Source organism: Bowmanella dokdonensis (genome assembly GCF_017254865.1).
Classification (GTDB): Bacteria; Pseudomonadota; Gammaproteobacteria; order Enterobacterales; family Alteromonadaceae; genus Bowmanella; species Bowmanella dokdonensis.
On record NZ_JAFKCV010000002.1, the window covers coordinates 167837 to 192404 of the forward strand.

General features: G+C 52.5%; 16 protein-coding genes. All 16 read right to left on the bottom strand.

Features of this window, described 5'->3' with window-relative positions:
* Positions 1 to 232: 232 nt before the first annotated feature.
* The 16 genes from J0A66_RS03960 to J0A66_RS04035 all read right to left on the bottom strand — a co-directional run bounded on the left by J0A66_RS03960 (position 233) and on the right by J0A66_RS04035 (position 24548).
* Positions 233 to 5065 carry an NAD-glutamate dehydrogenase gene (locus J0A66_RS03960; RefSeq protein WP_206572495.1) on the bottom strand — a complete coding sequence of 1611 codons (4833 nt, stop codon included), beginning with the start codon at positions 5063 to 5065 and terminating at the stop codon, positions 233 to 235.
* 390 nt (positions 5066 to 5455) lie between these two features.
* Positions 5456 to 7774 carry an efflux RND transporter permease subunit gene (locus J0A66_RS03965; protein ID WP_206572496.1) on the bottom strand — a complete coding sequence of 773 codons (2319 nt, stop codon included), beginning with the start codon at positions 7772 to 7774 and terminating at the stop codon, positions 5456 to 5458.
* Entirely contained in the window at positions 7774 to 8769 is a 996-nt protein-coding gene (locus J0A66_RS03970) for a WD40/YVTN/BNR-like repeat-containing protein (RefSeq protein WP_206572497.1), read from the bottom strand. The genes J0A66_RS03965 and J0A66_RS03970 overlap by 1 nt, the downstream gene beginning before the upstream one ends.
* Before the next feature lie 68 nt (positions 8770 to 8837).
* On the bottom strand, positions 8838 to 10202 hold the full coding sequence (locus J0A66_RS03975) for a DUF1329 domain-containing protein (RefSeq protein ID WP_206572498.1): 1365 nt from the start codon (positions 10200 to 10202) through the stop codon (positions 8838 to 8840).
* Positions 10203 to 10216: 14 nt separating this feature from the next.
* A complete protein-coding gene (locus J0A66_RS03980) occupies positions 10217 to 12280 on the bottom strand; it encodes a DUF1302 domain-containing protein (protein ID WP_206572499.1) in 2064 nt (687 codons plus the stop codon).
* Positions 12281 to 12468: 188 nt separating this feature from the next.
* On the bottom strand, positions 12469 to 12690 hold the full coding sequence (locus J0A66_RS03985; protein ID WP_206572500.1) for a DUF2835 family protein: 222 nt from the start codon (positions 12688 to 12690) through the stop codon (positions 12469 to 12471).
* A 20-nt stretch (positions 12691 to 12710) separates the two neighbouring features.
* A complete protein-coding gene (gene pepN, locus J0A66_RS03990; protein WP_206572501.1) occupies positions 12711 to 15287 on the bottom strand; it encodes an aminopeptidase N in 2577 nt (858 codons plus the stop codon).
* Between the two features lie 85 nt (positions 15288 to 15372).
* Positions 15373 to 16830 (bottom strand): Na+/H+ antiporter NhaC, encoded by a 1458-nt coding sequence (nhaC, locus tag J0A66_RS03995; protein WP_206572502.1) that lies wholly within the window; start codon positions 16828 to 16830, stop codon positions 15373 to 15375.
* 91 nt (positions 16831 to 16921) lie between these two features.
* Positions 16922 to 18253: a sodium-dependent transporter gene (locus J0A66_RS04000; protein ID WP_206572503.1), complete on the bottom strand. Its 1332-nt coding sequence runs from the start codon at positions 18251 to 18253 to the stop codon at positions 16922 to 16924.
* Positions 18254 to 18383: 130 nt separating this feature from the next.
* Complete coding sequence (gene prc / locus J0A66_RS04005; RefSeq protein WP_206572504.1) at positions 18384 to 20423, bottom strand: carboxy terminal-processing peptidase; 2040 nt, start codon at positions 20421 to 20423, stop codon at positions 18384 to 18386.
* Between the two features lie 6 nt (positions 20424 to 20429).
* Complete coding sequence (gene proQ, locus J0A66_RS04010) at positions 20430 to 21077, bottom strand: RNA chaperone ProQ (RefSeq protein ID WP_206572505.1); 648 nt, start codon at positions 21075 to 21077, stop codon at positions 20430 to 20432.
* A 10-nt stretch (positions 21078 to 21087) separates the two neighbouring features.
* Entirely contained in the window at positions 21088 to 21387 is a 300-nt protein-coding gene (locus J0A66_RS04015) for a hypothetical protein (protein ID WP_206572506.1), read from the bottom strand.
* Positions 21384 to 21848 carry a free L-methionine (R)-S-oxide reductase MsrC gene (locus J0A66_RS04020; RefSeq protein ID WP_241264010.1) on the bottom strand — a complete coding sequence of 155 codons (465 nt, stop codon included), beginning with the start codon at positions 21846 to 21848 and terminating at the stop codon, positions 21384 to 21386. Before J0A66_RS04020 ends, J0A66_RS04015 begins: the two co-directional genes overlap by 4 nt.
* Before the next feature lie 135 nt (positions 21849 to 21983).
* Positions 21984 to 22655 (bottom strand): SIMPL domain-containing protein, encoded by a 672-nt coding sequence (locus tag J0A66_RS04025; protein ID WP_206572507.1) that lies wholly within the window; start codon positions 22653 to 22655, stop codon positions 21984 to 21986.
* Positions 22656 to 22741: 86 nt separating this feature from the next.
* Positions 22742 to 22990 (bottom strand): DUF3862 domain-containing protein, encoded by a 249-nt coding sequence (locus tag J0A66_RS04030; protein WP_206572508.1) that lies wholly within the window; start codon positions 22988 to 22990, stop codon positions 22742 to 22744.
* A 73-nt stretch (positions 22991 to 23063) separates the two neighbouring features.
* The gene (locus tag J0A66_RS04035; protein ID WP_439098860.1) at positions 23064 to 24548 is read right to left on the bottom strand and encodes a bifunctional 2-methylcitrate dehydratase/aconitate hydratase; all 1485 of its coding nucleotides are present in this window, start codon (positions 24546 to 24548) and stop codon (positions 23064 to 23066) included.
* Positions 24549 to 24568: the final 20 nt, after the last annotated feature.

The window sequence follows — 24568 nt, forward strand, 5'->3', positions numbered from 1 at the left end:
CCGCGGCATACCGTTCGTCCTGAACATCGCCGCTCCTTGGCATCCTTGCCACCGCGGCATACCGTTCGTCCTGAACATCGCCGCTCCTTGGCATCCTTGCCACCGCGGCATACCGTTCGTCCTGAACATCGCCGCTCCTTGGCATCCTTGCCACCGCGGCATACCGTTCGTCCTGAACATAAAAGCCCCGGATAAATCCGGGGCATTATAAGCCAACTACGAAGTAAAAATCTTAGCTGTTGCAGTTAAGACTGAGCAGCATCAATTCACGCAGGGCCACCGAAAACTTGGCAAATTCATGGGTGGAACTGGTCTTGAATTCCGACATCATATGATACCAGCGCTCCAGCAGTTCCTTGTGCGATTCCATCCATTTGTCCAGGACAGACTGGGCATCCTTATTCTTGGGATCAAACTTCAGTAGCACCGAGGTCAGTGAACGCTGCTGCCAGTCAAGCTCCTCCCGATAGGATGCACGGGCCAATGCCTGCCAATGGTTGGAAACAGACTGACGGTTGATCTGATCCAGGAACCAGTGCAACTGCAGCTTGTTGCCAAGCTTGTAATACAAACTCGCCACCAGAGGCACCGGCTTGTTCTCGTTAGTCGCAATCTGCGCCAGATCCAAACAGGAGAACAGGTTGCTCAGGCTGGCCACCCGGTAAGCGATATCTCCGGGGACACCAGCTTTGGTCAGTGCCAGTGATTTGTCCTCCAGCTCTTTGTATTCGGTTTCGACCAGATAGTCCTGCAGGTTCTTGAGCAGATCCTTAATGGTTGGAATATAAAAAGCGATGGCTTCATCGATGGGCAGGGACTTGTTTCCATGGCGCAGGTACCAGCGGGACGCGCGGCGCAGGGTGCGGCGCATATCATCCAGCATGTTCAGCTGCACCTGGGCATCAATCTTATTATCGAGTTTTTCAATGTCGCGCCACAGGGGCTCCATACTGAAAATACCCTTGACCACCGAATAGGCATTGACCACCTCAGATATGGTCGCACCGGTTTCTTCCTGCAACCGGTGCACGAAGTTCAGCCCCATATCGTTAAGCATGTTATTGGTCAGCTTGGTGGCAATGATTTCCGCCTTCAGGGGATGCTGCTTCATCTGTTCAGCAAACTTGTCCTGCAGCATTTTCGGGAACGCCGTGATCAGTAATCTGGCGTGATACGGATTTTCGGTCACATCGGCAATATTCAGCTTATCTTTGAGGACCATCTTGCCATATGCCAACAGTACCGCCAGTTCAGGGCGGGTCAGGCCCCTGTCATTGGCCTGACGCTCTGACAGCTCGTCGTCGGAGGGAATAAATTCCAGTTCACGGTTGAGGCGCCCTTCCCGCTCAAGACCGTGAACAAAGCGCAGTTGCTCCTTGAGCCTCGAACCACCGCCAATCTCAGAAATGGAGATGGACTGAGTCTGGCGATAACAGTCCTGCAGCACAATTTGCGCGACATCATCTGTCATATCGTAGAGCAGTTTGTTGCGCTGCTTGACCGTCATATCACCGGCCTGCACCAGGGTGTTGAGCAGGATCTTGATATTGACCTCGTTGTCTGAGCAATCCACGCCACCCACGTTGTCGATAAAGTCTGTGTTCATCCGACCGCCATTGGCGCAATACTCGACCCGCCCAAGTTGCGTGCAGCCCAGGTTGCCACCCTCGCCTATGATTCTGGCCCTGACGTCACGTCCATTGACCCGTAAATCATCATTGGCGCGGTCACCCACATCAGCATGGGTTTCCTTGCTGCTTTTCACATAGGTACCGATGCCGCCGTTCCACATCAGATCCACCGGCATCTTGAGAATGTTCTTAATCAGCTCATTGGGCGTCATGGTCAGTTGCTTGGTACCCAGCCATTTCTTCATCTCGGCGCTGAGCTTGATAGCCTTCTCAGCACGGGAGAAAACGCCGCCACCGCGGGAAATCAGCTCTTTGTCGTAATCGGCCCAATTCAGGGATGGATCGTTAAACAGACGCTGACGTTCTTTATAACTCTTGGCCGCATCCGGGTCCGGGTCGAAAAAGATATGCAGATGGTTGAACGCGGCAATCAGGCGGGTATGTGTGGACAACAGCATGCCGTTACCGAAGACATCGCCGGCCATATCACCGATACCGATACAGGTAAAATCTGTGCTCTGACAATCGATTCCCATCTCGCGGAAATGCCGCTTGACCGATTCCCAGCCGCCCCTGGCAGTGATCCCCATGCCTTTGTGATCGTAGCCGACACTGCCACCGGAGGCGAAGGCATCGCCCATCCAGAAGTTGTACTCGTCAGAAATTCCGTTGGCGATATCGGAGAACGTGGCGGTACCCTTATCGGCCGCCACTACCAGGTAAGGGTCATCTTCATCCAGGCGCACCACATCCTTGGGGGGAACGATCTCGCCCTGAACGATGTTGTCGGTTATATCCAGCAGCGAGCGGATAAAAGTCCGGTAACATTCCTTTCCTTCTTCGAGGATAGCCTGACGGCCACCGGTAACGGGCAGGTTTTTACAGATAAAGCCGCCTTTGGCTCCTACCGGCACAATCACAGTGTTCTTCACCTGCTGGGCTTTTACCAGACCCAGTACTTCGGTTCGGAAGTCTTCCAGGCGGTCGGACCAGCGCAGACCGCCACGGGCGACTTTGCCACCACGCAGATGCACCCCTTCAACTTTCGGCGAATAAACGAATATCTCGAATTTCGGCAGGGGTAAGGGCATCTCGGGAATCAGTTCCGGCAACATCTTGAAGGAAATATAGGGTTTCTCGTTACCCTGGGCATCGGACTGGAAGAAGTTGGTCCTGAGCGTGGCCATAATCATGTCCAGATAGCGGCGGATAATCCTGTCGTCATCCAGATTGGAGACGTGATCCAGATTTTCTTTCACTTCGGCCAGCAGGGCTTCTTCTTTTTTGTCTGAGCGCTTTATCTTGGGATCGAAACGCTGTTCAAACAGATTGGCCAGCAAAATGGCGATATGTGGGTACTTGTCCAGGGTACGGGCGATGTAATCCTGGCTGAAGGAACTGCCGGTCTGGCGCATGTACTTGGCGTAGGCACGCAGGATGGTCACCTTGCGGCCAGGCAGTCCAGCCCCCAGAACCAACCGGTTGAAGGAGTCGTCCTCCAGATGCTGATACCAGACCTTGGAGAAGGCATCCTGGAACAACTCCTGGGCCTTTTCCAGACTCATCTTGCTGCTGGAGCTGTGCAGCATGGAGAAGTCCATAATCCAGTTAACCGAACCGTCTCCACCCTTGACCTGATAGGGGCTTTCATCAATTACGCGTAACCCGAAATGCTCCAGCATCGGCAGTACCGCAGACAAATGGATGGGCTGATTGCGATGGAACAGCTTAAGCTTGACCACGGCACTGTCGGCAGCCTCTTCCTGGGGACGGTAAAACAGCATATCCAGGGTGCGGACATCGTCCAGTACTTCCAGTTTTTCGATATCCACCACTGCCGTGGTGGGCAGATTCTGCTCTTTGTAGCTACGTGGAAACGCGTTGTCATATTTCTGGTCAAGCTTCTTGCCCCGGGCTTCGCCGTAACTGGCACGCAGTGCGCTGCTCAGTTTGTCATCCCAGCTTTTGGACAGCTCAATGATATTCTTTTCAATTTCCTTCACGTTGACTTCCACGTTGTTGTTCTTGACCCGGACCATATAGTGGGTCCGGGCATAAACTGACTCAGAGAAGAAAGTGGTAAATTCCACATCCTGGTCGCTGCCCAGTGACTTTTTCAGCAATGCCTGGGTATCTTTACGCAACTGTGTGTTGTAACGCTCCCTGGGCACAAACACCATGCAGGAGAAAAAGCGTCCAAATACGTCGCGACGCACAAAAAGACGGGAGATGCCCCGCTCCTGCATCTGGAATATACCCAAGGCAATTTTACCCAGTTCTTCTTCGTTGGCCTGAATCAGCTCATCCCGTGGGTAGGTTTCGAGAATATTCAAAAACGCTTTGTAGGCATGGGACGACTTGTCAAAGCCTGAGCCTTCGCACAAACGCGCAATTTTCTCCCGCAGTACGGGCACTTCCTTGGCGCCGGCATTGTAGAATGCGGCCGAATACAGACCGATAAAGCGGTGTTCGCCAATCACATTGCCGTCTTTGTCAAATTCCTTAATGCCGATGTAGTCCATATAGGCCGGCCGGTGGACCCGTGACTTGGAATTGGTCTTGGTCAGGATCAGCGGATTCTGGCTGAGGGTTTCCTGCTGGGCGGAAACCGGCAACTTGGATAACAGACGTTCCCGGTTACTGACGGAGTTTTTCATCAGTCCCAGGCTGCTGTCGTTATCGGCAATCCAGCGGTAATCCCCTTCAATGGCTTTGGCCTGATAATGGCGATACCCCATCAGGGTGAAGTTGTCGTTACGGATCCACTTGAGGAAGGTATGTGTCTGCTTTTGTGCTTCTTCCCCCGCCGGACAAGGCTTCTTATCGTAGCCGGCGATGATGGTATCCAACTGGTCGGTCATAGACTTCCAGTCCGACACAGCCAGTTGTACTTCGTCTAATACGGAATGAAGCTCTTTCTCAATATCTTCCAGGGCCTTCTTGGAAGTCTGCCGGTCAATCTCAATCAGGAAGACGGTCTGTTTACTCTGGCCTTTGGTTTTCGGATCCAGCAGCGCCTCAAGCTGATGCTTGGCATCCCGTTTGACCACAATAGGGCTATGCAGCAGTAAATGGGCAGTGATGCTCAGGCGGTTGATGGCCATGCGTACCGAGTCCACCAGAAACGGCATATCATCGGTAATGATCTCGATAATGGTATGGGATGACTGCCAACCATGCTTGGCAACCTCCGGATTGAAAACGCGGATAAAAGGTTCACTGTCGTGATAATCGGCAAACTCATTCCACAGGCTGAGTGTGGCACCATACAGATCGCTGTCGACCCTATTATCCAAATCTTCCCTGGAGATGTTGCGAAACAGGATCTTGGCAAACTGTTCAACCAGTTCAGCCTGTGATTTATCCACTTTTTTGCGGATTAATGTATAGACATTTTCGAGCAGTACAGAGTGCTGGCTATTTACAACCGTCATTTTTATACCTTGTTATAAGGGCATGTGTAGGGCGAATTTTAGTATACCAATTCATTTGTTGTGTTTCGGGCTCAGAAGAACCGGTATTAAAGAACTGAACTCTAAACAATTTATGCGTATTTTCGCCGATTCAGGGCGCCATTAAAAGGGCTAAATCCGGATGTTTGGAGTGGTCGGAAATAACTATGCAGCCTTGCTCAATAAAAATTGAGCCGGCACAAAAATGAACCCAGGCAATTAAGTGATGAACAGACTCAACTTTGTGCTGATAAGTGGGGAAAAGCCTATCAAAGAGGGTTTCTGATCAGGGCATAAAAAAAGCCGGTCAGCCTTGCTCTGGTCAGAGCAGCTGGCCGGCTTGACTGGATGTGGTGTTAAATATTCATCAGATTATTTTTTTTCCGGCCAGAAAACCGCAGCCAAAGCCGGCAATACTATGATGGCCCCAAGCATATTCACCACAAACATAAAGGTCAGCAGTATGCCCATGTCCATCTGAAACTTGAGGCTGGAGAACACCCAGGTGCTGACGCCGATGGCAAGCGTGATACCAGTAAAGAGTACGGCGCTGCCACGCTCTTTCAATGCATCAAAATAGGCATTTCTCACCGACATGCCCTGATTAAGATTGTGGCTCATGGTGGACAGGATATAAATGCCGTAGTCGACCCCAATACCAACCCCTAACGCAATAACAGGCAAGGTGGAAACCGTCAGGCCTATCTGCAGTTTGGTCATCAGGGCCTGGGCCAGGACTGACACCACATAGAGCGGGATCACCACCGCCAGCGTGGCGCGCAGGGAACGGAAACTCAACCAGCATAAAATGATCACGGCGCCAAATACGTACATCATCATGGGGGTCTGTGCTTCGCTGACTGCCTCATTGGTCGCCGCCATGACGCCAACCGGGCCTGAAGCGAGCTTGAACTGAAGCTCGTCCGTCTCGTACTCCTGTCGGTACTGCTTGACCGCTTCCACTACACGGGTAATGGTCTCGGCCTTATGATCTTCCATAAACAGAATAATAGGCATCACCGAACAATCACCATTGAGCAATCCTGACGAGGTATCTACCCGGGCCACGTTTTGCACCATGGTTTGCTGGTTTCTGGGCAGGACACGCCACTTGGGATTACCCTCGTTGTAGCCAGCGTTGATCAGTTTGGCCACGGACGCCAGGCTCACCGCTGACTGCACGCCTTTGACGTTCTCCATCTTCCACTGAAACTCATCAATGGCGCTCATGACCTCATGGGAGGTGCACGCAGAAGGTACCGTTTCCACCAGCACCGACAAGTAGTCCACACTGATGGCGTACTTGTCCGTAATCAAGAAGGTATCCTGGTTATAACGGGAACTCTCATGCAGGGCCGGAGCCCCGGCATGCAGGTCGCCAATTTTCATCTGGTCGGACTGATACCAGCCATATACAAAAAGGGCAGCCACGACCACCAGGATTATCCTGGCCTCGCCCTTGTTGGAACAGTTGGCCAGCAGGGTCCAGAAGCGGTCGGCCCGGGCAGCCTGCTTATTGAAACGCAGTTTGTAGCCTTCTCCCAGTTTCACATATGACATAAGCACTGGCAGGAGGATGAGGTTAGTCAGAATAATTACCGCCACCCCCATGCTGGCTGTGATGGCCAACTCACGAATAATGCCAATATCAATGACCAGGAGGGTCATAAAGCCGACAGTATCTGACAACAGGGCCACCCCTCCGGGGATCAACAAGGTACGAAATGCTCTCTCAGCGCCTGTTTTGGCTGTATGTCCGGCCACCACTTCCTTGCTGACATAGTTGATCATCTGCACGCCATGGCTGACCCCAATGGCGAAGACCAGAAAAGGCACCAGAATGGACATGGGATCCAGACCGAATCCGAGTAAGGTCAGCAAGCCTAATTGCCAAATTACCGCAACGATAGAGCACAGCAGGGGCAAGACAGTCAGTAACAGTGACTTACAGAAGAAATACACCATCAGTGCGGTGATAGCGATGGCGATAGCAAAGAACAGCAGTACATCCTTGGCGCCGTCGGCCACATCCCCAACCATCTTGGCAAAACCGATAATATGGATACTGATGCGCTCGTCTTCGTATTGTTCCCGCAGCTTGGTTTCCAGGTTTTCGGCAAAGGTCAGGGTATCCAGTTTCTGCCCCGTCTGTGGATCCAGTTCAAGCAACTGGGCGGTAACCATGGAACACTTGAAGTCATCAGATACCATACGGCCGACAATGCCGGCCTTGGTAATGTTTTCCGAGACCAGCTTCAAGGCAGCAGGATCGTCTGAACTGAAATCAGCCGGGATGACCGGTCCACCGGAGAATCCCTCTTCCACTACCTCTGTAAAACGGGTCGAGGCACTGTATAAAGAGGTAACCTGCGACCGATCCACACCAGGAATGAAGAACAAACTGTCATGAACATCCTTGAGTCGGTCGAAAAAGTTCTGATTAAAAATAGTCCCTTCACGATTACACACAGACACCAGGATACTGTTTGCACCACCGAAATTTTTCTGGTGCTTCATGTAATTTTGCATGTAGGTATGGTTAAGAGGAATGTTCTTGGTGAACGCGGCGTCAAGCTTCAGATGCATTGACTGATATAAAAGCAGTCCGCTACAAGCCAGAAAAACACCGATAACCCAGGCGCGATGCCTGAAAACTATCGTCTCGAGAAAATCGGTCAACTTGGACAACATTATTTTTTACTCACTACCTTGATACCTGTCTCGGTCACTGCGAGAAGCCGGCCGTCATAGGGAATCGCATTGACCACCGCCTTCTCCTCCTCCGTTTGCTGTGTCTGCACCCCGTCATTTAACCAGATAAGATACCCGTTGTTACCAACAACAAGCGTTGTCTGCTCATCGACCACCACGATGGAATTGAGCGAAGACTTGGTACCAGTGGCAATTTCCTGCCAGCCCGCATCTTCCTGATACTCGAATAAATGGCCCCGTAAGCCGGCGGCGAGCAGCCGCCCGGAGGGGGTTTGCTCAATATCGAAGAAGGAACCATAGTAGTCCACCTCCATGGGAACCCAGCTTTGTCCCCTGTCCTCACTGACAGCCAGAAGGCCGGCCTCACCCGCCAGATACAACTTTCCGTCCGCCGGTGACAAACGATTCAGATGCGGGAGGATCGCCGACAGTTCCTGTTCATACAGGGAAACATCTTCGGCACGCAATTCTTCCAGGTATTCCACATCAGCGGGATCCAGCAACTCAGGATGCATTTCCGGCTGCCAGCTTTGTCCTCCGTCGCGGGTACGATAGAAGAGGCCGTATGCCCCGACGGCGATTCCGTGTTGCTGATCGAAAAACAACACATCCATCAGGGGTTTTTGCTTCTCTGCATCAAAATGCTGCAATTGCCAGCTTTGTCCGGCGTCCTGGCTGTAGAGTATGACCGCGTCATGTCCCACCGCCCAGGCATGGTTATCCAAGGTAAACACGGCCGTCAGGCTGGAGTCGGTAGGGACCTCTACCTGTCGCCATTGTTCACCGTCATCGGAAAGCAGAATATGTCCCCTCTCACCCACGCTGATCAGGCGCCCCTTTACTGATGTGGCAATATCAAGCAGCAATGACTGACTGGCCAAAGGCGCCATATAGGCGGAGCCGGGAGCAATCTCGGCAGCGAAGAGGTGGGGACAAAATAAAGCAAAACATAAAGGAAGGAGTCGTTTCTTCATAACAATAGGATCACCGGGTTTAGCTGGCTCAAACAAAAACGGCTGGCAGTGCCAACCGTTTTACTGCGTTATCTTAACCCTTCTCGCCTCAGTGCCTGTGGCGTAAACTCGCTGTCATCCGGCTTGATGGAGAAGTCGTACATTCTGGTTTCATTATCCAGACCCAATGCCAGATAACGGCGTGAATTCAGGTCGTGGTAAACATCCAGTGTAGACCAGAGTGTCGGAACTTCGTAATAGTTGATGGCGTACGCCATGGCCACCCTATACAACTCATTACGGTTGTCATACATGTCCGCCACCAGGATCTGCCAGCTATCCTCATCGATGTAGAATACCCGCTTCTGATAAATGTGACGGTATTCGTCCTTCAGATTTGCTTCCACCACCCACACACGGTGCTTCTCGTAACGGGTCAGTTCAGGATTGACATGACCTGGCTTGAGAATGTCACCATAGGTCACTTTGTCGCTGTGTAACTGGTAATTGTTGTAAGGCACATAGAGTTCTTTCTTGCCTTTTAGGGTCCAGTTGTATCGGTCCGGCGCACCATTGAACATGTCAAAATCGTCTGTGGTCCGCAGTCCATCCGCTGCTGTGCCCGGGGCATCATAGGCAATATTGGGTGCCTTGCGTACCCGTCGCTGTCCGGTATTGTAGGTCCAGGCCTGACGTGGTTCTTTAACCTGGTCCATGGTTTCATGCACCAGCAGGGCGGTACCGGCCAGACGGGCAGGCTCGGTGATGCTCTGCTTGAACTTCATCAGGATGTTTTCTTCCAGCAGCTTTTCGGGGGTTGCATCCTGTTCGGCATACTTAATCATCAGGACATCATCGAAACCGATGACGTTAAAGTCCCCACCGGCTGTAGGTGCAGCCTGGCCACCATAGCGCTGTATGGCCTGGCCACGATAGCGCAGAATGTGGTTCCAGATCGCCTCAACACCATTTTGGGGGATAGGAAAAGGGATTCCGATGGCCGCATTCTTAATGCCGTTACCGCCCTGAACCAGCTCTGCATGAGTAGCATTGAATTTGGTCGCATCATAGACAGCGGGTGGATTGGAGGCTGTTCTGCGTGTCTGATAGACCGGGATCCTGAAGGTGTCAGGATAGGTCTCAAACAGCTTTTTCTGGCCGTCACTCAGTAAATCCGCATATTCCTCCATATTGGACGCAGTAATGCTGAACAATACCTTGTCTTCCGGGAACGGGCTGGGATGATGATCTCCCACCTCATAACCGGCAGGCGGCTCAGTGATTCCACCTGTCCAGGCAGGGATGCTGCCGTCAGCATTAGCCGCCTTAAGACCACCCAAAGGAGTTAATTCGTTGCCTAACTTCGCCGCTTCAGCTTCGGATACTTTGGCCTCGGCTACCAGACTGCTCATGCCAAGGCTGATCGCCAGTGCGACTAGGGTTAATTTCTTCATTTTGATCTAACTCCCTAGATTGAATACTTGATATTGAATGAAACATAGTCCCTGTCGGCCAGGGCATTTGTCGTACCTACCCCGCCCCAGAACGAGTTTACTGAGAAACTGGCCGACCATTTGCTCAGATAGTCGAAATCCACCTGGACACTTGAAGACTTGCGATCCTCAATAAACAGGAACAAGGGATCCGGCGTGATGCCATCCACGTCATGGGCAAAGGTGGCACGCACGGACATATTGACGCCAGCATATACGTTATTGAAATCGGCCTTGGCCAACAAGCGATAACCCCAGGCGTCATCCGTCGGGAAAGGGTTGGTTTCCGGGCCGTTGGAAATCCCCACATGCAGGCCCTCTTTACCCGGAATCGGTCCGCTGCGGGAGGTGCCAGGACCATTGAGACGCAGCAGGGAAGGATCCGGCATGTCATGGATCTTCACATAGCCTACTTCGCCAAGCAGCACCAGGTTATCTGTGCCAAGGGTGGGTCCAAACAGATGGGTGGCGGTCACCTGCATCTGTGATGTATCAGACAATACATAGCCTGTCGCCGTTTCACCCGGACCTACCACCCTGCCCAGGTAATTATTCAACTGGGAGATTCCTGCCAGATCCGGCCGGATACCGGCTATGGCCAGTTGCTGTGGCATGCCGGCGTACAACAGTTCCACATCGTCTATCTGCAGCGGCTCATCTTGACGATAGGCGATTTCACCTGCCAGGGCAGTTTCGCCGACGTTGGTGTTGAAACTCACTCCCCACAACTTGATGTCTTCCGGATAGCCAAACTGTGCCTTGGTAAAGGCGTTCAGATCCGTGATGTTGTCTTTGGTAATTTCATTGGCTGCCATATAGGCGATATCTGCACCGATACCGGCGGCAGTGAAATCAGAGGCAATTCCGGAAATCAACGGCCGCTGACTATGGTAATTAATATGGTAGAAACCAAACTCAGTGTCGTTCAGCGCCTCGGAATAATAAGAGAGTTTAATACCGTACTGGCCCTGATCGTCTGCCTCGTCATGAGCCGCATCACTGTAGCCGCGCACAGCAACCTTGGTCGGATAAGCCAGATAGGCGCTGCTTATAGTCGATGGACTGGCCCCGGCTCTTAGGGCCGAGCCCAACTCGTTCAACTTGAGCAACAGGAAATCCAGGTCAATATCCGGATTACCCGTGAAACCCAACTGGATATTGGCGGCCTGCCCGCCTTCACCGGCAAAATCCGTGGTAGCGAAGTAGCTGCCATTTTGTGGCAGGCGACTCTTATCCCACTCATACTGATAGTACATGGCCAGTCCCATATTATTGGTCAGGCCGAACTGAGCATAAACCATCCCAACTGGAATAAAGACTTCTTTCAACTCGGCCCCTGGCGCTGAAGCCCGGGTAACATCCACCGGATTAGTAGTGTTAATACCATGTTGAATAAAAGTACTCTCACCCCAGCTCACAACTTGTTCACCGATACGTAAAGAGACCGGTACTGAGCCCATATCGAAATCGGCATAAAAGAAGGCATCCAACAATCGGATATCGGCACACAATTCTTCTTTGGCGTATTTGTCCTCACAAGGATCAAACGGCTCATTGAAACCAGCCTGTGCAGACACAGGATTAGTCCAGGCCCGGTCCCCGTCCATCAGTTCAAAATCGTAGAAGTACATACCGCGGGCAAAGAAACCCATGTTCTTGTAACGGATATCCAGATCGTGGGTGCCTTTGAACTGGGTGGAGAATGCCTCACCCGGATCGAAGTTCAGGTTGCCATTGTCACCATTGGTAGAATACGCACCATTGGCCATTGCCCAGATATCGGCAGAGGGGTATACCACATTGGTGGTCCCGTTATAGCCAGTCCAGTCAAATTTGGGAAAGTTGCTGTTACCAATCAAAGACCAATCTCTGTCTTCTATTCGGTAGCTGGTTCCCAGGGAAAAGTCTGAATCGAAACTGACAGACCATTCACCCAAATCCCAGTTTACGGCCTGAACTGGTGCCATGGCACTGCCCAACAGGGCGGCTATGCCAATAGCCAAGGGTGATTTTCTAAAGATGCGAGGCCCATTTTTCATCGTTTTTATACTCCCCTGTACCTGCAGGTGTGTTCTATTGTCTGCAGACCTGAATGCTTTGCATCCAGCGTGGTTACTGGATATTTAACAAAATGATTACATCATTTTAGTATATTGGCAAGAAGAAATCGTACCAGTTGGAAACTGCCCAATTCTTTTTCTTTTCAATGGCTTGGTCAAGGACTGAATCAACCGACCCGTTCAAATGAACGGATTTTATTCGACTCATCAGTGATCAGACGGAAACGTCCCTTGATACCCTGAAGGCCCACAAAAGGCTTCAGATTGGATACCGGCAACTGGACGCGCTCACCACTTTCAGCATGAATAATCGCATAGGGAGAGGAGCCGTCGTACATGGCTCTGCACCGTTCATAAGATACCTCAATTTTGAAGAAATAGACTTTCATCTGGGTATCGGCAGGACTCTCTAACGCAATGACTTACGCACTTTTTCGTACAGATCACGGCTCAACTGCGGGCTGTCCAGCAGGCGCAGGAACTGGTGTCTAATCAAATCCTGTCTGCTTTCATCCAGTTGACCAAAGGCCAGCATGGGCGTAATCAATCTTGAGGCAACCTGGGGGTTGATGGGATCCGTTTGCAGAAGATAGTCGGTCAGAAACTTATAGCCACTGCCATCAATGGCATGAAAGCCCCTGGGATTGTAAAAGGCAAATGTTCCCACCACTGAGCGCACTCTGTTTGGATTGTTGATACTGTACATGGCATGTGCCATCAGTATCTGCAGCTTGGACAGGCAGTCATTACGCTCTTTACCAGCATGCAGTGCAAACCATTTGTCCATTACCAGGCTGTCATGTCGCCATTTGGCTTCAAAGTCTTCCATCAGCCTATCGAATAAGGCCAGCTCGCTTCCCTGGCAGGCCTTAAGCACCGCCAAGGTATCGGTCATGTTGTCGCTTTGCAGGTAAAGCTGGTGTAGGTGTGACTCAACCCCAGGGGCATTACTCAGGGCCAGATACGCCAGGCAGACACCGCGCAAACGACGCTGAGCCGCCTGCTGTTGTGTGTACTGATAGGCACCGGTGCTGATTCTATCCGCTGTGGCCTGCCACTGGTCGGTCAGTGTCCTGGCCAGTTTTCTTTTCAGACAATCCCTGGCATCCAGTAATCCATCGACCCGGATCGGACTGTTCTGCTGGGCGAGGGTCTCAAAACTTGGCAGTTCCAGCATCTCTGCGAATAACGCAGGGTCCTGATCCACCCGTCTGAGCATGCTATCAAACAACTCTATCAGTACATCAGGTACGCTGGTTTGTCCGGATCCGGCCATTTCGTGCAAATACTGACTGATCAGGCTCTGCGCCGCATCCCAACGTAAAAACGGGTCCTGGGCATGCAAGATGATTTGTTGTTTCTGTGCATCGGACTGAATCTGCTTCACTCTGACCGGTGCACTGAATCCCGCCAGTATCGCTGTCACAGGTTCATTGTCGAAAGGTCCGAAGTCAAACTGCTGCTTTTCCTGGGTGACAGACAAGGTATGCTTTTGCACGCTGTTGTTGGCACCATCCAGAATCTCCACTGCAACCGGCATATGCAGGGGGTGTTTCTCGTGCTGATCCGCCGTGGCAGCGGTCAGTTGAGTCAGGGAAAGACTGAACCGGCCGGTCTGCGGTTCGAAAGTCGTACCCACCGTCAATTGCGGGGTGCCTGACTGGCTGTACCAGCGCCTGAAAGCGGACAAATCCACGTCATTGGCATCCTGCATCGCCTGCACAAAATCATCACAGGTTACCGCCTGGCCATCATGGCGTTTAAAATACAAATCCATGCCCTGCCTGAAACCGGCCTCGCCTAACAAGGTATGCAACATGCGAATGACTTCCGCCCCCTTGTCGTACACTGTCACCGAATAAAAGTTATTCATCTCCATGACTTCTTCGGGACGTATGGGGTGGGACATTGGGCCTGCGTCCTCGGCAAACTGGTGCTCTCGCATCACTCGGACCTGCTTGAGGCGAACAATGGCCGGAGAGCCCATATCGGCACTGAACTGTTGGTCGCGAAATACGGTCAGGCCTTCTTTGAGGCTCAGTTGAAACCAATCCCGGCAGGTAACCCGGTTGCCCGTCCAGTTGTGGAAGTACTCATGAGCAATGACGGACTCGATATTGAAATAGTCGTCATCGGTGGCAGAGGCAGGATCGGCCAGTACATACTTGCTGTTAAACAGATTAAGGCCCTTGTTCTCCATGGCGCCCATATTGAAGAAATCCACAGCCACAATCATGTAGACGTCCAGATCATATTCCAGACCGTACTTCTGCTCGTCCCAGGCCATGGCCTTTTTCAGCGAATCCAGCGCATGTTGCCCGCGATAGGCATTTCCCTTGTCCACATAGAGTTGCAGCGTCACATCCCGTCCGCTTCTGGTGGTGAAGCTGTCGCTCAGCAGATCAAAATCTCCTGCCACCAATGCAAACAGGTAACTGGGCTTGGCAAAGGGGTCTTCCCAAAGCGCCCAGTGCCGACCGCCGTCCAGGTCCCCCTGATCAAGCAGATTACCGTTGGAGAGCAGATAGGGGTAGGCTTGCTTGTCGGCCACAATCCTGACCCGGTATCTGGTCATCACATCCGGACGATCAGGAAAATAGGTAATCTTACGGAAGCCCTCAGCCTCACACTGGGTGCAAAATGCCCCGGCTGATTTGTACAGTCCTTCCAAAGAACTGTTGTTAGCCGGATCGATGATTGTCTCAATCTTCAGCTCGAAAGACGCAGGCAGGTCCTGAAGGATAATGCCCCCCTCCGCCATCTCAGGTTGGTATGGTTGTCCAGCTACCCATACACCGCCCAGTTCCAATGCTTCGCCGTTCAGATAAAGCGGCGCGTCCTGACTTGTCTGGCGCTGGACCTGACTGATGGCGGTCACCCTGGTGCGATGATCATCCAGTTCAAACTCCAGGTACAACTCGCTGATCTGGTAAGCCGGCGGCTGATAATCGGCAAGTTTCATGGCGGTATCTCGGCGGACGGACATGCTTCCTCCTGATAAAAAGCGTGACGGGTGTACCGGCTCAACCCACAGCCTGTTTAACCTTGGCAGAGATTAAACAGGCTCCGGCTCAGACCTTGGTCGCGGCTGGCACAGGTATGCGCAGGATCTTAATCCCCAGATAAGCATAGATGATGGCAAGCACCGGGCTTATCAAGTTGAAGAACGCGAAGAATGCATATTCGAACGGGTGCACCATGAGGACACTGTGCATGTAAGCGCCGCAGGTATTCCATGGGATCAGGGGCGAAGTGATAGTGCCGCCATCTTCCAGACTGCGGGACAGGTTGAGTTGATGCAGGCCCCGCTTGGCAAATTCCTCCTTGTACATGCGGCCCGGCATGACAATGGACATATACTGATCAGCCGTGATCAGGTTGGTGCCAAAACAGGTCAGAATGGTACGGGTCACCATCCCCCCAGCCGTTGTGGCGCCTTTCAAAAACGCCGCGACAACGCGCTTAAGCAGGCCTGTTTTTTCCAGCACAGCGCCGAATGACAAGGCACACATAATCAACCAGATGGTGTTGAGCATGCTGGACATGCCGCCGCCACTTAGCAGGTCATTAAGATCGGCATTGCCCGTATCTAGGGTGACGCCGTTAAACAGAGCACTCCAGACCACTGTGATGGCGGCTACCGCCCCTTCCCGCCCTTGTTCGGCAAGTCCCAAGACCAGTTCAGGCTGGAAAATTACCGCCCAGACGCCACCCAGCAAGGCACCGATTGAAACGGCCGGGAAAGCCGGCATCTTACGCATGGCAAGGGTCAGTAAGACGACAAGGGGCACCAGCATCATGGGGCCCAGATTAAAGTTCTGCTCCAGCAGAGCCTGCATCTGCACGATCTTCTCCATAGAGGCTTCACCTGAGGCATTCAGGCCAATCAGCAGGAAGAGGATCAGGGCAATGATAAAACTCGGCACCGTCGTCCAGAGCATATAGCGGATATGCTCAAACAGCTCGGTACCGGCGACAGCCGGAGCCAGGTTGGTGGTTTCAGACAAAGGTGAAATCTTGTCGCCGAAGTAAGCCCCCGACACAATAGCCCCGGCGGTAACGGCCTCTGACATATCCATGCCATTGGCCACCCCAATCAGCGCCACGCCGACCGTAGCCGCCGTAGTCCAGGAACTGCCGATACTCATCGCGACTACCGCGCAAATCACACAGGAGGCCGCGTAGAACACCGAAGGGTTCAGCAGCTGCAGCCCATAGTAAATCAGGGTGGGAACGGTCCCTGACAATAGCCAGGTGCCGATCAGTGATCCCACCGCCAGCAGAATCAGGATCGCACCAAGGGACAATGAAATACCATGAACAATGCCCTCTTCAATCTGCTTCCAGCTGTAACCGTTCTTAAGGCCGATAATGGCGGCGACCCCCATGGCTAACAGCAAGGCTATCTGGTTGGGCCCGTAGGAGGAATCGTCAGCAAACAGGATCACGGATGAAGACAGCAGGACCACCAGGATGGCAATGGGAATAAAGGCGTCCAGCAGGGAGGGTTGTCTTGGATTGGATGTCATTCTTATCACTCCATGGGGCGTCGAGTTCGGCCCGGTTCAAGGGAAACTGGCTTGGTGTTGCCCGGCGTCCCGCTGACGCCGGCTAACAGTCTTACAGTGAACGGTAAAACATCAGAATGATGATGACCGGGCAGACAAAACGCACATACCACGGCCAGATCTTCCAGAACAGACCATGTTCGGCCTCTTCATCGCTGGTCCTGAGTTCCTGAAGAATTTCGTTTCTCTTCCAGACCCAACCGGCAAAGATACACAGCATCATGCCAAGCAGCGGCTGACTGTACTGGGTTGTCAGGGCGATAACCAGTCCGAACAGTTGATTGAAGTTGAGGGCAATCAGGGTGCTGCAGACAAAAATGGCTGCAGCAATCAACCAGACGGCCTTGGGACGGGAAACACCGCGATTTTCGGTGATGTAAGCCACCGGCACTTCGAGCATGGAGATAGATGAAGTCAGGGCGGCGATGATCATCAAGGCGAAAAATGCCAGCGCAACCAGGGTGCCCGCAGCCCCCATAGTATCAAACAGCGCGGGCAGGACAGTGAAGATGAGGCTGTCTCCCTCAATCAGAGCGCCACTTTCAGAATAAATCTGTACGCCGTTATGCAACGCCACATACATGGCGGGAATGATCAGCAAGCCTGCGAGGATGGCCACCCCGATATCCACCAACGCCACTGAGGCACCAAGGCTGGGCAGCTTTTCCTGTTTGCTGACATAGGACCCATAGACCAGCATGGTCCCCACCCCCAATGACATGGAGAAGAACGCCTGGCCCATGGCACTGATGAGGAGCTCGGGATTCAGCACAAGAGAGAAATCGGGCAACAGATAGGCCTTCAGTCCTTCCATTGCCCCGTCTAATGTCATCACGTAGATGATCAGCAGTAGAATGATTGCGAACAGCGTAGGCATCAGACGCACCGACCAGCGCTCTATTCCCTTGCTGACCCCGCCCGTCACAATACCTGCGGTGAGTGCAATAAACATCAAACAAAACAATATATTGCGTGTATCAGAGAAACTCTCCAGCCACACCGAGAAGGATTGCCACCCAGCCAGATCGGCCAGGGCCTGCACGCCATAGGCCACCATCCAGCCGCCCACTATGGCGTAGAAAGCAAGGATCAGGGATACCGTGATAAATCCCCATATCCCCGTTGCCCTGCCCCAACGACTGCCGGAGATCTGTCCCAGCGCATCCACCATGTTGGCACGGGTAGCGCGCCCGATAAGCAACTCGGCCATCAGCACCGGATAAGCCAGCACAAAGGCCAGGATAATATAAACCAGTACAAAAGCAGCACCGCCGTTACTGGCTACCTGGGTGGGAAATCCCCAGATATTGCCAAGTCCCACTGCTGATCCTGCCGCCGCCAGAATAAACCCCAACCTGGACGAAAACTCCCCTCTTGCACTCATTGTTCTACCTTTGTTTATTGTTATTTTTTGTCATTTGCGGCAGTCCATGCCGGCGCCGATGCTATTGTCTTTTATATAAAAACAGGGCTATGAAACCATAGCCCTATTTATCAGTTCTGCAGTACGCCGATTACTTGTTATGAATGGCGTACTTTCCTGTGGCAACCACGTCAAAGGTAATAGCCGCCGCCTCATGCAGGTAAGGATCGATCTCATCCAGTGATTCGGGAAGATCGTCCAAAGAGGCCACCGCTTCCTGTCCCATACGCTTCAGTCTCTCGTTGGCACGGGCCAGAGCTTTCTCTTCCTGTTCTTTCTTTTCCTGACGTCGTTGCGACTCCACCAGCGAGATGGTCTTATCATCCTTCTTGAGACGATACTCGGCAATGTCTTCCTGCATGTAACCGAATTCCGGATCCTGCTGAATCCTTGAGTCATGCCGACCGGCTACTTCATTGACCGTACTCAGGGTCTCTCCAAACGTAGTGTAATTGGCCCGTGGGATGCTGTCCCATGGCAGGGCATTTTCTTCCCTGCTCTCGCCCCACTCCGCCGGTTCAATCGGTGACGGGAACAGAATGTCCGGCACCACACCTTTGTGCTGGGTGCTGCCGCCGTTGATTCGGTAGAACTTGGCAATGGTAAACTGCACACTACCCAGCGGATTATCATACAGGTCGTAAATCCGACCCAACCCGCGGTGTTGTTGTACTGTGCCCTTACCGAAGGTCTGTTCCCCCACTATCAGGGCCCGGCCGTAATCCTGCATGGCAGCGGCAAATATTTCCGAAGCCGAGGCACTGTACCTGTCAACCAGCACTGTCATTGGCCCCTCGTAATAGACCAGCCCGTCGGTGTCGCGCTCTTCACGGATACGGCCGGCACTGTCACGGATTTGCACAACCGGGCCCTTATCAATAAACAGACCGGTCAGCAATGTGGCTTCCATCAGGGAACCCCCGCCGTTACCCCGCAGGTCGACAATGATCCCCTGGACTTTCTGTTCCTTCAGTTTTTCAATTTCTACCCTGACATCCTCATGCAGGTTGTTGTAGAAAGAGGGAATACTGATAACACCCAGTTTATCGCCCTTGTTCGGCCCCTCTTCCGGCACATAGATTTCCGACTTGGCGGCTCTGTCTTCTAGCTTGATCTTGTCGCGGGTCAGGCTGACCACCTCGGGGGTCGCAGTATCGGATGATCCCTTGATGACCTGTAACCTGACAATACTGCCTTTGGGTCCTTTGATCAGTTCGACCACTTCATCCAGTCGCCAGCCCACCACATCGATGAATTCCTCATCGTCCTGGGCCACCCCGATAATCTTATCCTCCGGCTTGACCTGTTTGGACAAATCAGCCGGACCACCGGGCACAATGCTGCGGATCACCGTGTAGTCATCTTCAGACTGCAGTACCGCGCCGATTCCTTCAAAAGACAGGTTCATTTCCATCTGGAACCGCTCGGCATTGCGCGGGGACAGATAACTGGTATGCGCCTCAATACTGCGGGCAAATGAATTCATGACAGTCTGGAACACATCTTCACTCTGGGTCTGTTGCAGACGCTTGATGGCCCGCTCGTACCGCTTGGTCAACAATTCCTTAATGCCTTCCCAGTCTTTGCCGGCCAGTTTGAGGTTCAGCGCGTCGTACTTGACCCGCTGGCGCCACAACTCGTCCAGCTCAGCCATGTCCTTAGGCCAGTCAGCCTCTTCCCGGTCGTAGTGAAATGCATCGCCGGCTTTTTCAAAATCAAATTCCTTGTCCAGCAAACCCAGGGCATACTGATAGCGCTCAACCCGACGTTCAAGGTTCTGCTTGTAGATTTCATAAGCGACCGACAGGTTGCCCTGCTCCAGGGCGTCATCAAAATTGTCGCGGTAACGCTCCATCTTCAGCACATCCTGTTGCAAGAACAGGTTGCGGTTCGGATCGAGAGCTTTGATATAGCGATCGAAGATCTGGGCAGACAAGGAATCGTTCAGTGCGATTTCCTTGTAATGGGCACGGGTGAACAGCGACGAAATGCGTTTGGCTGCCACCGCATGTTGCGATTCTTGTTCCAGCATGGGTAAATCCTGAGCGCTCGCTGTGCTGGATACCGCTCCGGCTCCTGAACTGACCGCCAGAAAAGCGGCCGCAACTGAAACTCGAATAGCATGATTCATATTAAATTACCTCTTGGGACGGGCTAACCTCAGGCTCTCTGCTGGAACTTTCACCACCATGCCGGAATTAAGTTGTACATGGACACCTTCTTTGGCGACTTCATTGATGGTTCCTGGCATGGGAGCTTTGCCTATTTTCACCGTAACTTGGGTACCGGCAACCAAGTCTTCTGTCTCCAGTTTGGCTGGAGGGATTCTCTTACTTGGTTTTGCCTTTTGAACATTAGTTCCATCAGCCGCCTTTTTGCTTTCGCTTTTGGCAGAATTTTTGTAACGATTCTTTGCGTCAGGTCGTTGTTTTGCCTGCTCTTTTCGCTTTTCCGCAACTTTCTGCTTACTTTCAGCCAGTTGCTGCTGAGCGTGCTCGGCATGTTGCTTTTCAATCACAGCATCTTCTTTGCCGTCCAGATCGACACGATGGGCGCCTTCCACCACGGCATGCAGATAACGCCAGCTGCTGGTGTAATGCCGGAGGGAGCTGCGCAGCAATGTCTTGCTCAACCGCTCATCCTCTGCCAGTCGTTCGGCGAGATCCTGGAAGATACCTATTTTCAGGGGCTTGGCCTGACCTTCAGTACTGAAGCAGGCAGGAAAGGTCTCAGCCAAGAAAGCGATAACTTCTTTGCTGTTTGAAAACTTCTGTGGGCTATCCATTCGATTTGATCTAGTGATTGTCAGTGTGTGCGTCAGGGTGCTCATCATCCCAAGTTGCCAGTAGTTGGTCAACCCAGTCGTACAGCTCCTGTTCGTCTATATCCAGTAAATACTGATCCTGGTGCCAGGTTTCCCAAATATGCTGCAGCATCAGCTCCAGTTGATGAGTATCAATTTCCTCATCTGCCCTGGCATACAGATAATGTAACAGCTCATTGAGCCGGTCTGCCGCGTCCTCTGCCTGATCTTCCCAAAACTCCATGTCCTCCGGGGTGGCCAGCACCACATGGATATCGATGAGCTCTTTCACCCCAGGGCAACCTGTAAACTCTCGACAACAGTCAGTAGCCCCTGCAAATCCTGTTGGTCGAACCGGCCAACGCTTGGACTGTCAATATCCAGAACGCCAGCCAGACGGCCTTCGGTATAAAAAGGCACGACCACCTCTGAGTTGGAAGCCACATCGCAGGCAATATGTCCCTCAAACTCATGAACATCTCTGACCAACTGAGGGGTTTCAAGTTTGGCTGCCGTGCCACATACCCCCCTGCCCATGGGGATTCTGACGCAGGCGGGCTTGCCCTGAAAAGGTCCCAGCACCAGTTGATCTTCTTTGAGCAGATAGAATCCAGCCCAGTTGATATCCGGCAACCTCATCCATAGCAAGGCACTGAGATTGGCCAGGTTGGCAATCAGATCCTTCTCTCCTTCCATCAGGGCTTGGGCTTGCTGGTTTATTTCCCGGTAAAGCTGAGACTTGTCGATAGGCATGATACTGAACTAAAAATGACACGCGATGGCGCACAAGGTACTGCTATTGCGCACAAATGAAAACTCCTTTTCAGTAAATTTCAGCGCAAAAAAAGGGGCCCGGGGCCCCTTAAGTGGATTCTTGCCAACGGCTGTCTAAAAATTCAACTCGAACTGGACTTCCACCTGTGCATCCATGGCCACTTCGCCGGGCATTGAAACCGTATCCAGCGACATTTTGCGTGCTTCCATCATCATCGGCGCCGGCCGGTAGCGGGACACCTCGCTGACACTGATCACTTTGCCGACCTTGGCGTCCAGACTTTTCGCCAGACGTTGGGCGCGGAGTTTGGCGTTTGCCACCGCATTTTCCAGTGCATTCAGATAGAGATCCTGCTGATTCTCAAAGCCCAGTTGGAATCCATCAATACGGGTGGCCCCATATTTCATCACGCCATCCAGTACCCGATCATAAAGTTCAAGCTTGCGCAGGCTCACCTGAATCTGGCGTCCCAGCACAAAGCCCTTCTGCTCCGATCCGTTTTCCCTGTGTTCATACCAGGGGTGCAACTGAACATGCATGGACTGGATATCCCGTTCCTGAACCCCCTGCTCCAGCAGGAAATTGACGATATTAGCCGTCTTGTGACTGACTATCTCATTCAGCTTACTGACCAATGGCCCCCGTTCCTCGATGAAAAGACTGAACTGGAACAAATCAGGCACGGCGCTGACACTGGCCTGACCCAGTACAGATACTTGCCGCTGGTCGGCGGCCAATGTGGGGACGGAAATGACCAGCAGCATTGCCAAAAGCCAATGTTTCATTTTCAAGCTCCTTGATTCAAATCAGAATAAACCAGGACCCAGTATCGATTTTCTGCCTGAACCTTTGATGAATCGGCGCGGGCAATCTACAGGCCTTGTTGGTTGAAATAAACCGCCGCTCCAGCGACAAAGTTAACCTGGATATGCCTGCCGTCCCTGTTGCCCCAGATACATTCCTCGTTGGCCATGGATTCTTCACAGTGGTCAGCTTCGCCGAGAATATCCATTACCTCCCGGTAATTCATGCCCATTTCCAGTTGCTCGTAGTTAGTCTGACTAAGCCTGGAACAGCCAGCCAGGGTAAGCAACAGCATCATCAGGGTTAATTTTTTCATCTGCAGGTCCTCATTGTTATTTTTAACGGATAAGGCAATTTGCCTACTTCTCATATAGCAGGGAAATGGGATTTCAAATAACAAAGTGACTGAGGAAATGATCGACAGCCATATCATCCAGGTGGTCAGCATCGCTGAACAACGCCTCTATCTGTTCAACCCTGAACAGGGGAAAACGACTAGCCAAATGGCTGCGGAATTTCTTCTTAAGAGGCAATATTGCTTCATCACGACGCTTGCGATGGCCCAGTGGATAAGCGATTTCAACCTTATCGGTGTGGCTGCCATCAGTAAAGAACACCTGCACGGCGTTGGCAATGGAACGCTTGGCGGGGTCCAGATAATCTCGACTGTAGGCCACCTCTTCCTTCACCACCATACGCTCCCTGAGTCTGTCGATCAGGGGGTGATGCGCATGAAACTCATCTTCATAATGTTCGGCTGTCAGTTTGCCAAACAGCAGGGACACAGCAACCATGTACTCCAGGCAGTGATCACGATCCGCCGGATTATTCAGGGCTCCCTGTTTGCTGATGATACGAATGGCTGCTTGTTGGGTCCGCACCTCTATTCTGTCAATCTGATCCAACCTTTCCCTGACTTCTGAATGCAGTGCCTGAGCACACTCACAGGCAGTCTGGGCATGGAATTCTGCAGGGTAGCTGACCTTGAACAGGATGTTCTCCATCACGTAACTGCCATAAGGCTGGCTGACAGCAAAACGCCGCGCCGGATCAGGTTTGCACTTTAAATCATCATTGGTCTGGCTGAACAGCACATCGTAGAACCCCCACTTAGGCGTACTCAGAACGCCAGGCACGCCCATTTCGCCTCGCATGGCTATTTCTGCCAGTCGCACCGCCCGGGAGGTCGCATCCCCGGCTGCCCAGGACTTTCTGGAGCCCGTATTAGGCGCGTGACGGTAAGTGCGCAGGGCCTGACCATCCACCCAGGCATGAGAAACCGCTGACATTACCTGCTCGCGATTGCCCCCCAGCATGGTCGTTGCCACCGCAGCCGAGGCAACCTTAACCAGCACCACATGATCCAATCCCACTTGGTTGAAGGCGTTCTCCAGGGCTAACACGCCCTGTATTTCATGGGCTTTCACCATGGCCTGGAACAGGTCACGCATAACCATTACCGCCCTGCCGCTCTGCCGATTTTTCTGACACAGGTGGTCGGCAACTGCCAGCAATGCACCCAGATTATCTGAAGGATGGCCCCATTCTGCGGCCAGCCAGGTGTCGTTGTAGTCCAACCATCGGATCAGACAGCCGATATCCCATGCGGCTTTGACGGGATCCAAGCAGAATTGTGTGCCCGGTACCCTGGCGCCGTTTGGTACCAGGCTGCCTGTTACCTGTGGACCCAGATGCTTGCAGCATTCCGGGAAGCGCAACGCCAGCATCGCACAACCCAGGCTGTCCATCAGACACAAACGCGCCGTGTCTATGGCTAGTTGACTGCGAACCTCGTAATCCAGGACGTAATCACTGATATCCTGGATTATCTGGTCATACGGGGGTCTGGTATTCATTGGTGCAGCGTTATTCACAATGCCCTCCTTCTGGATTA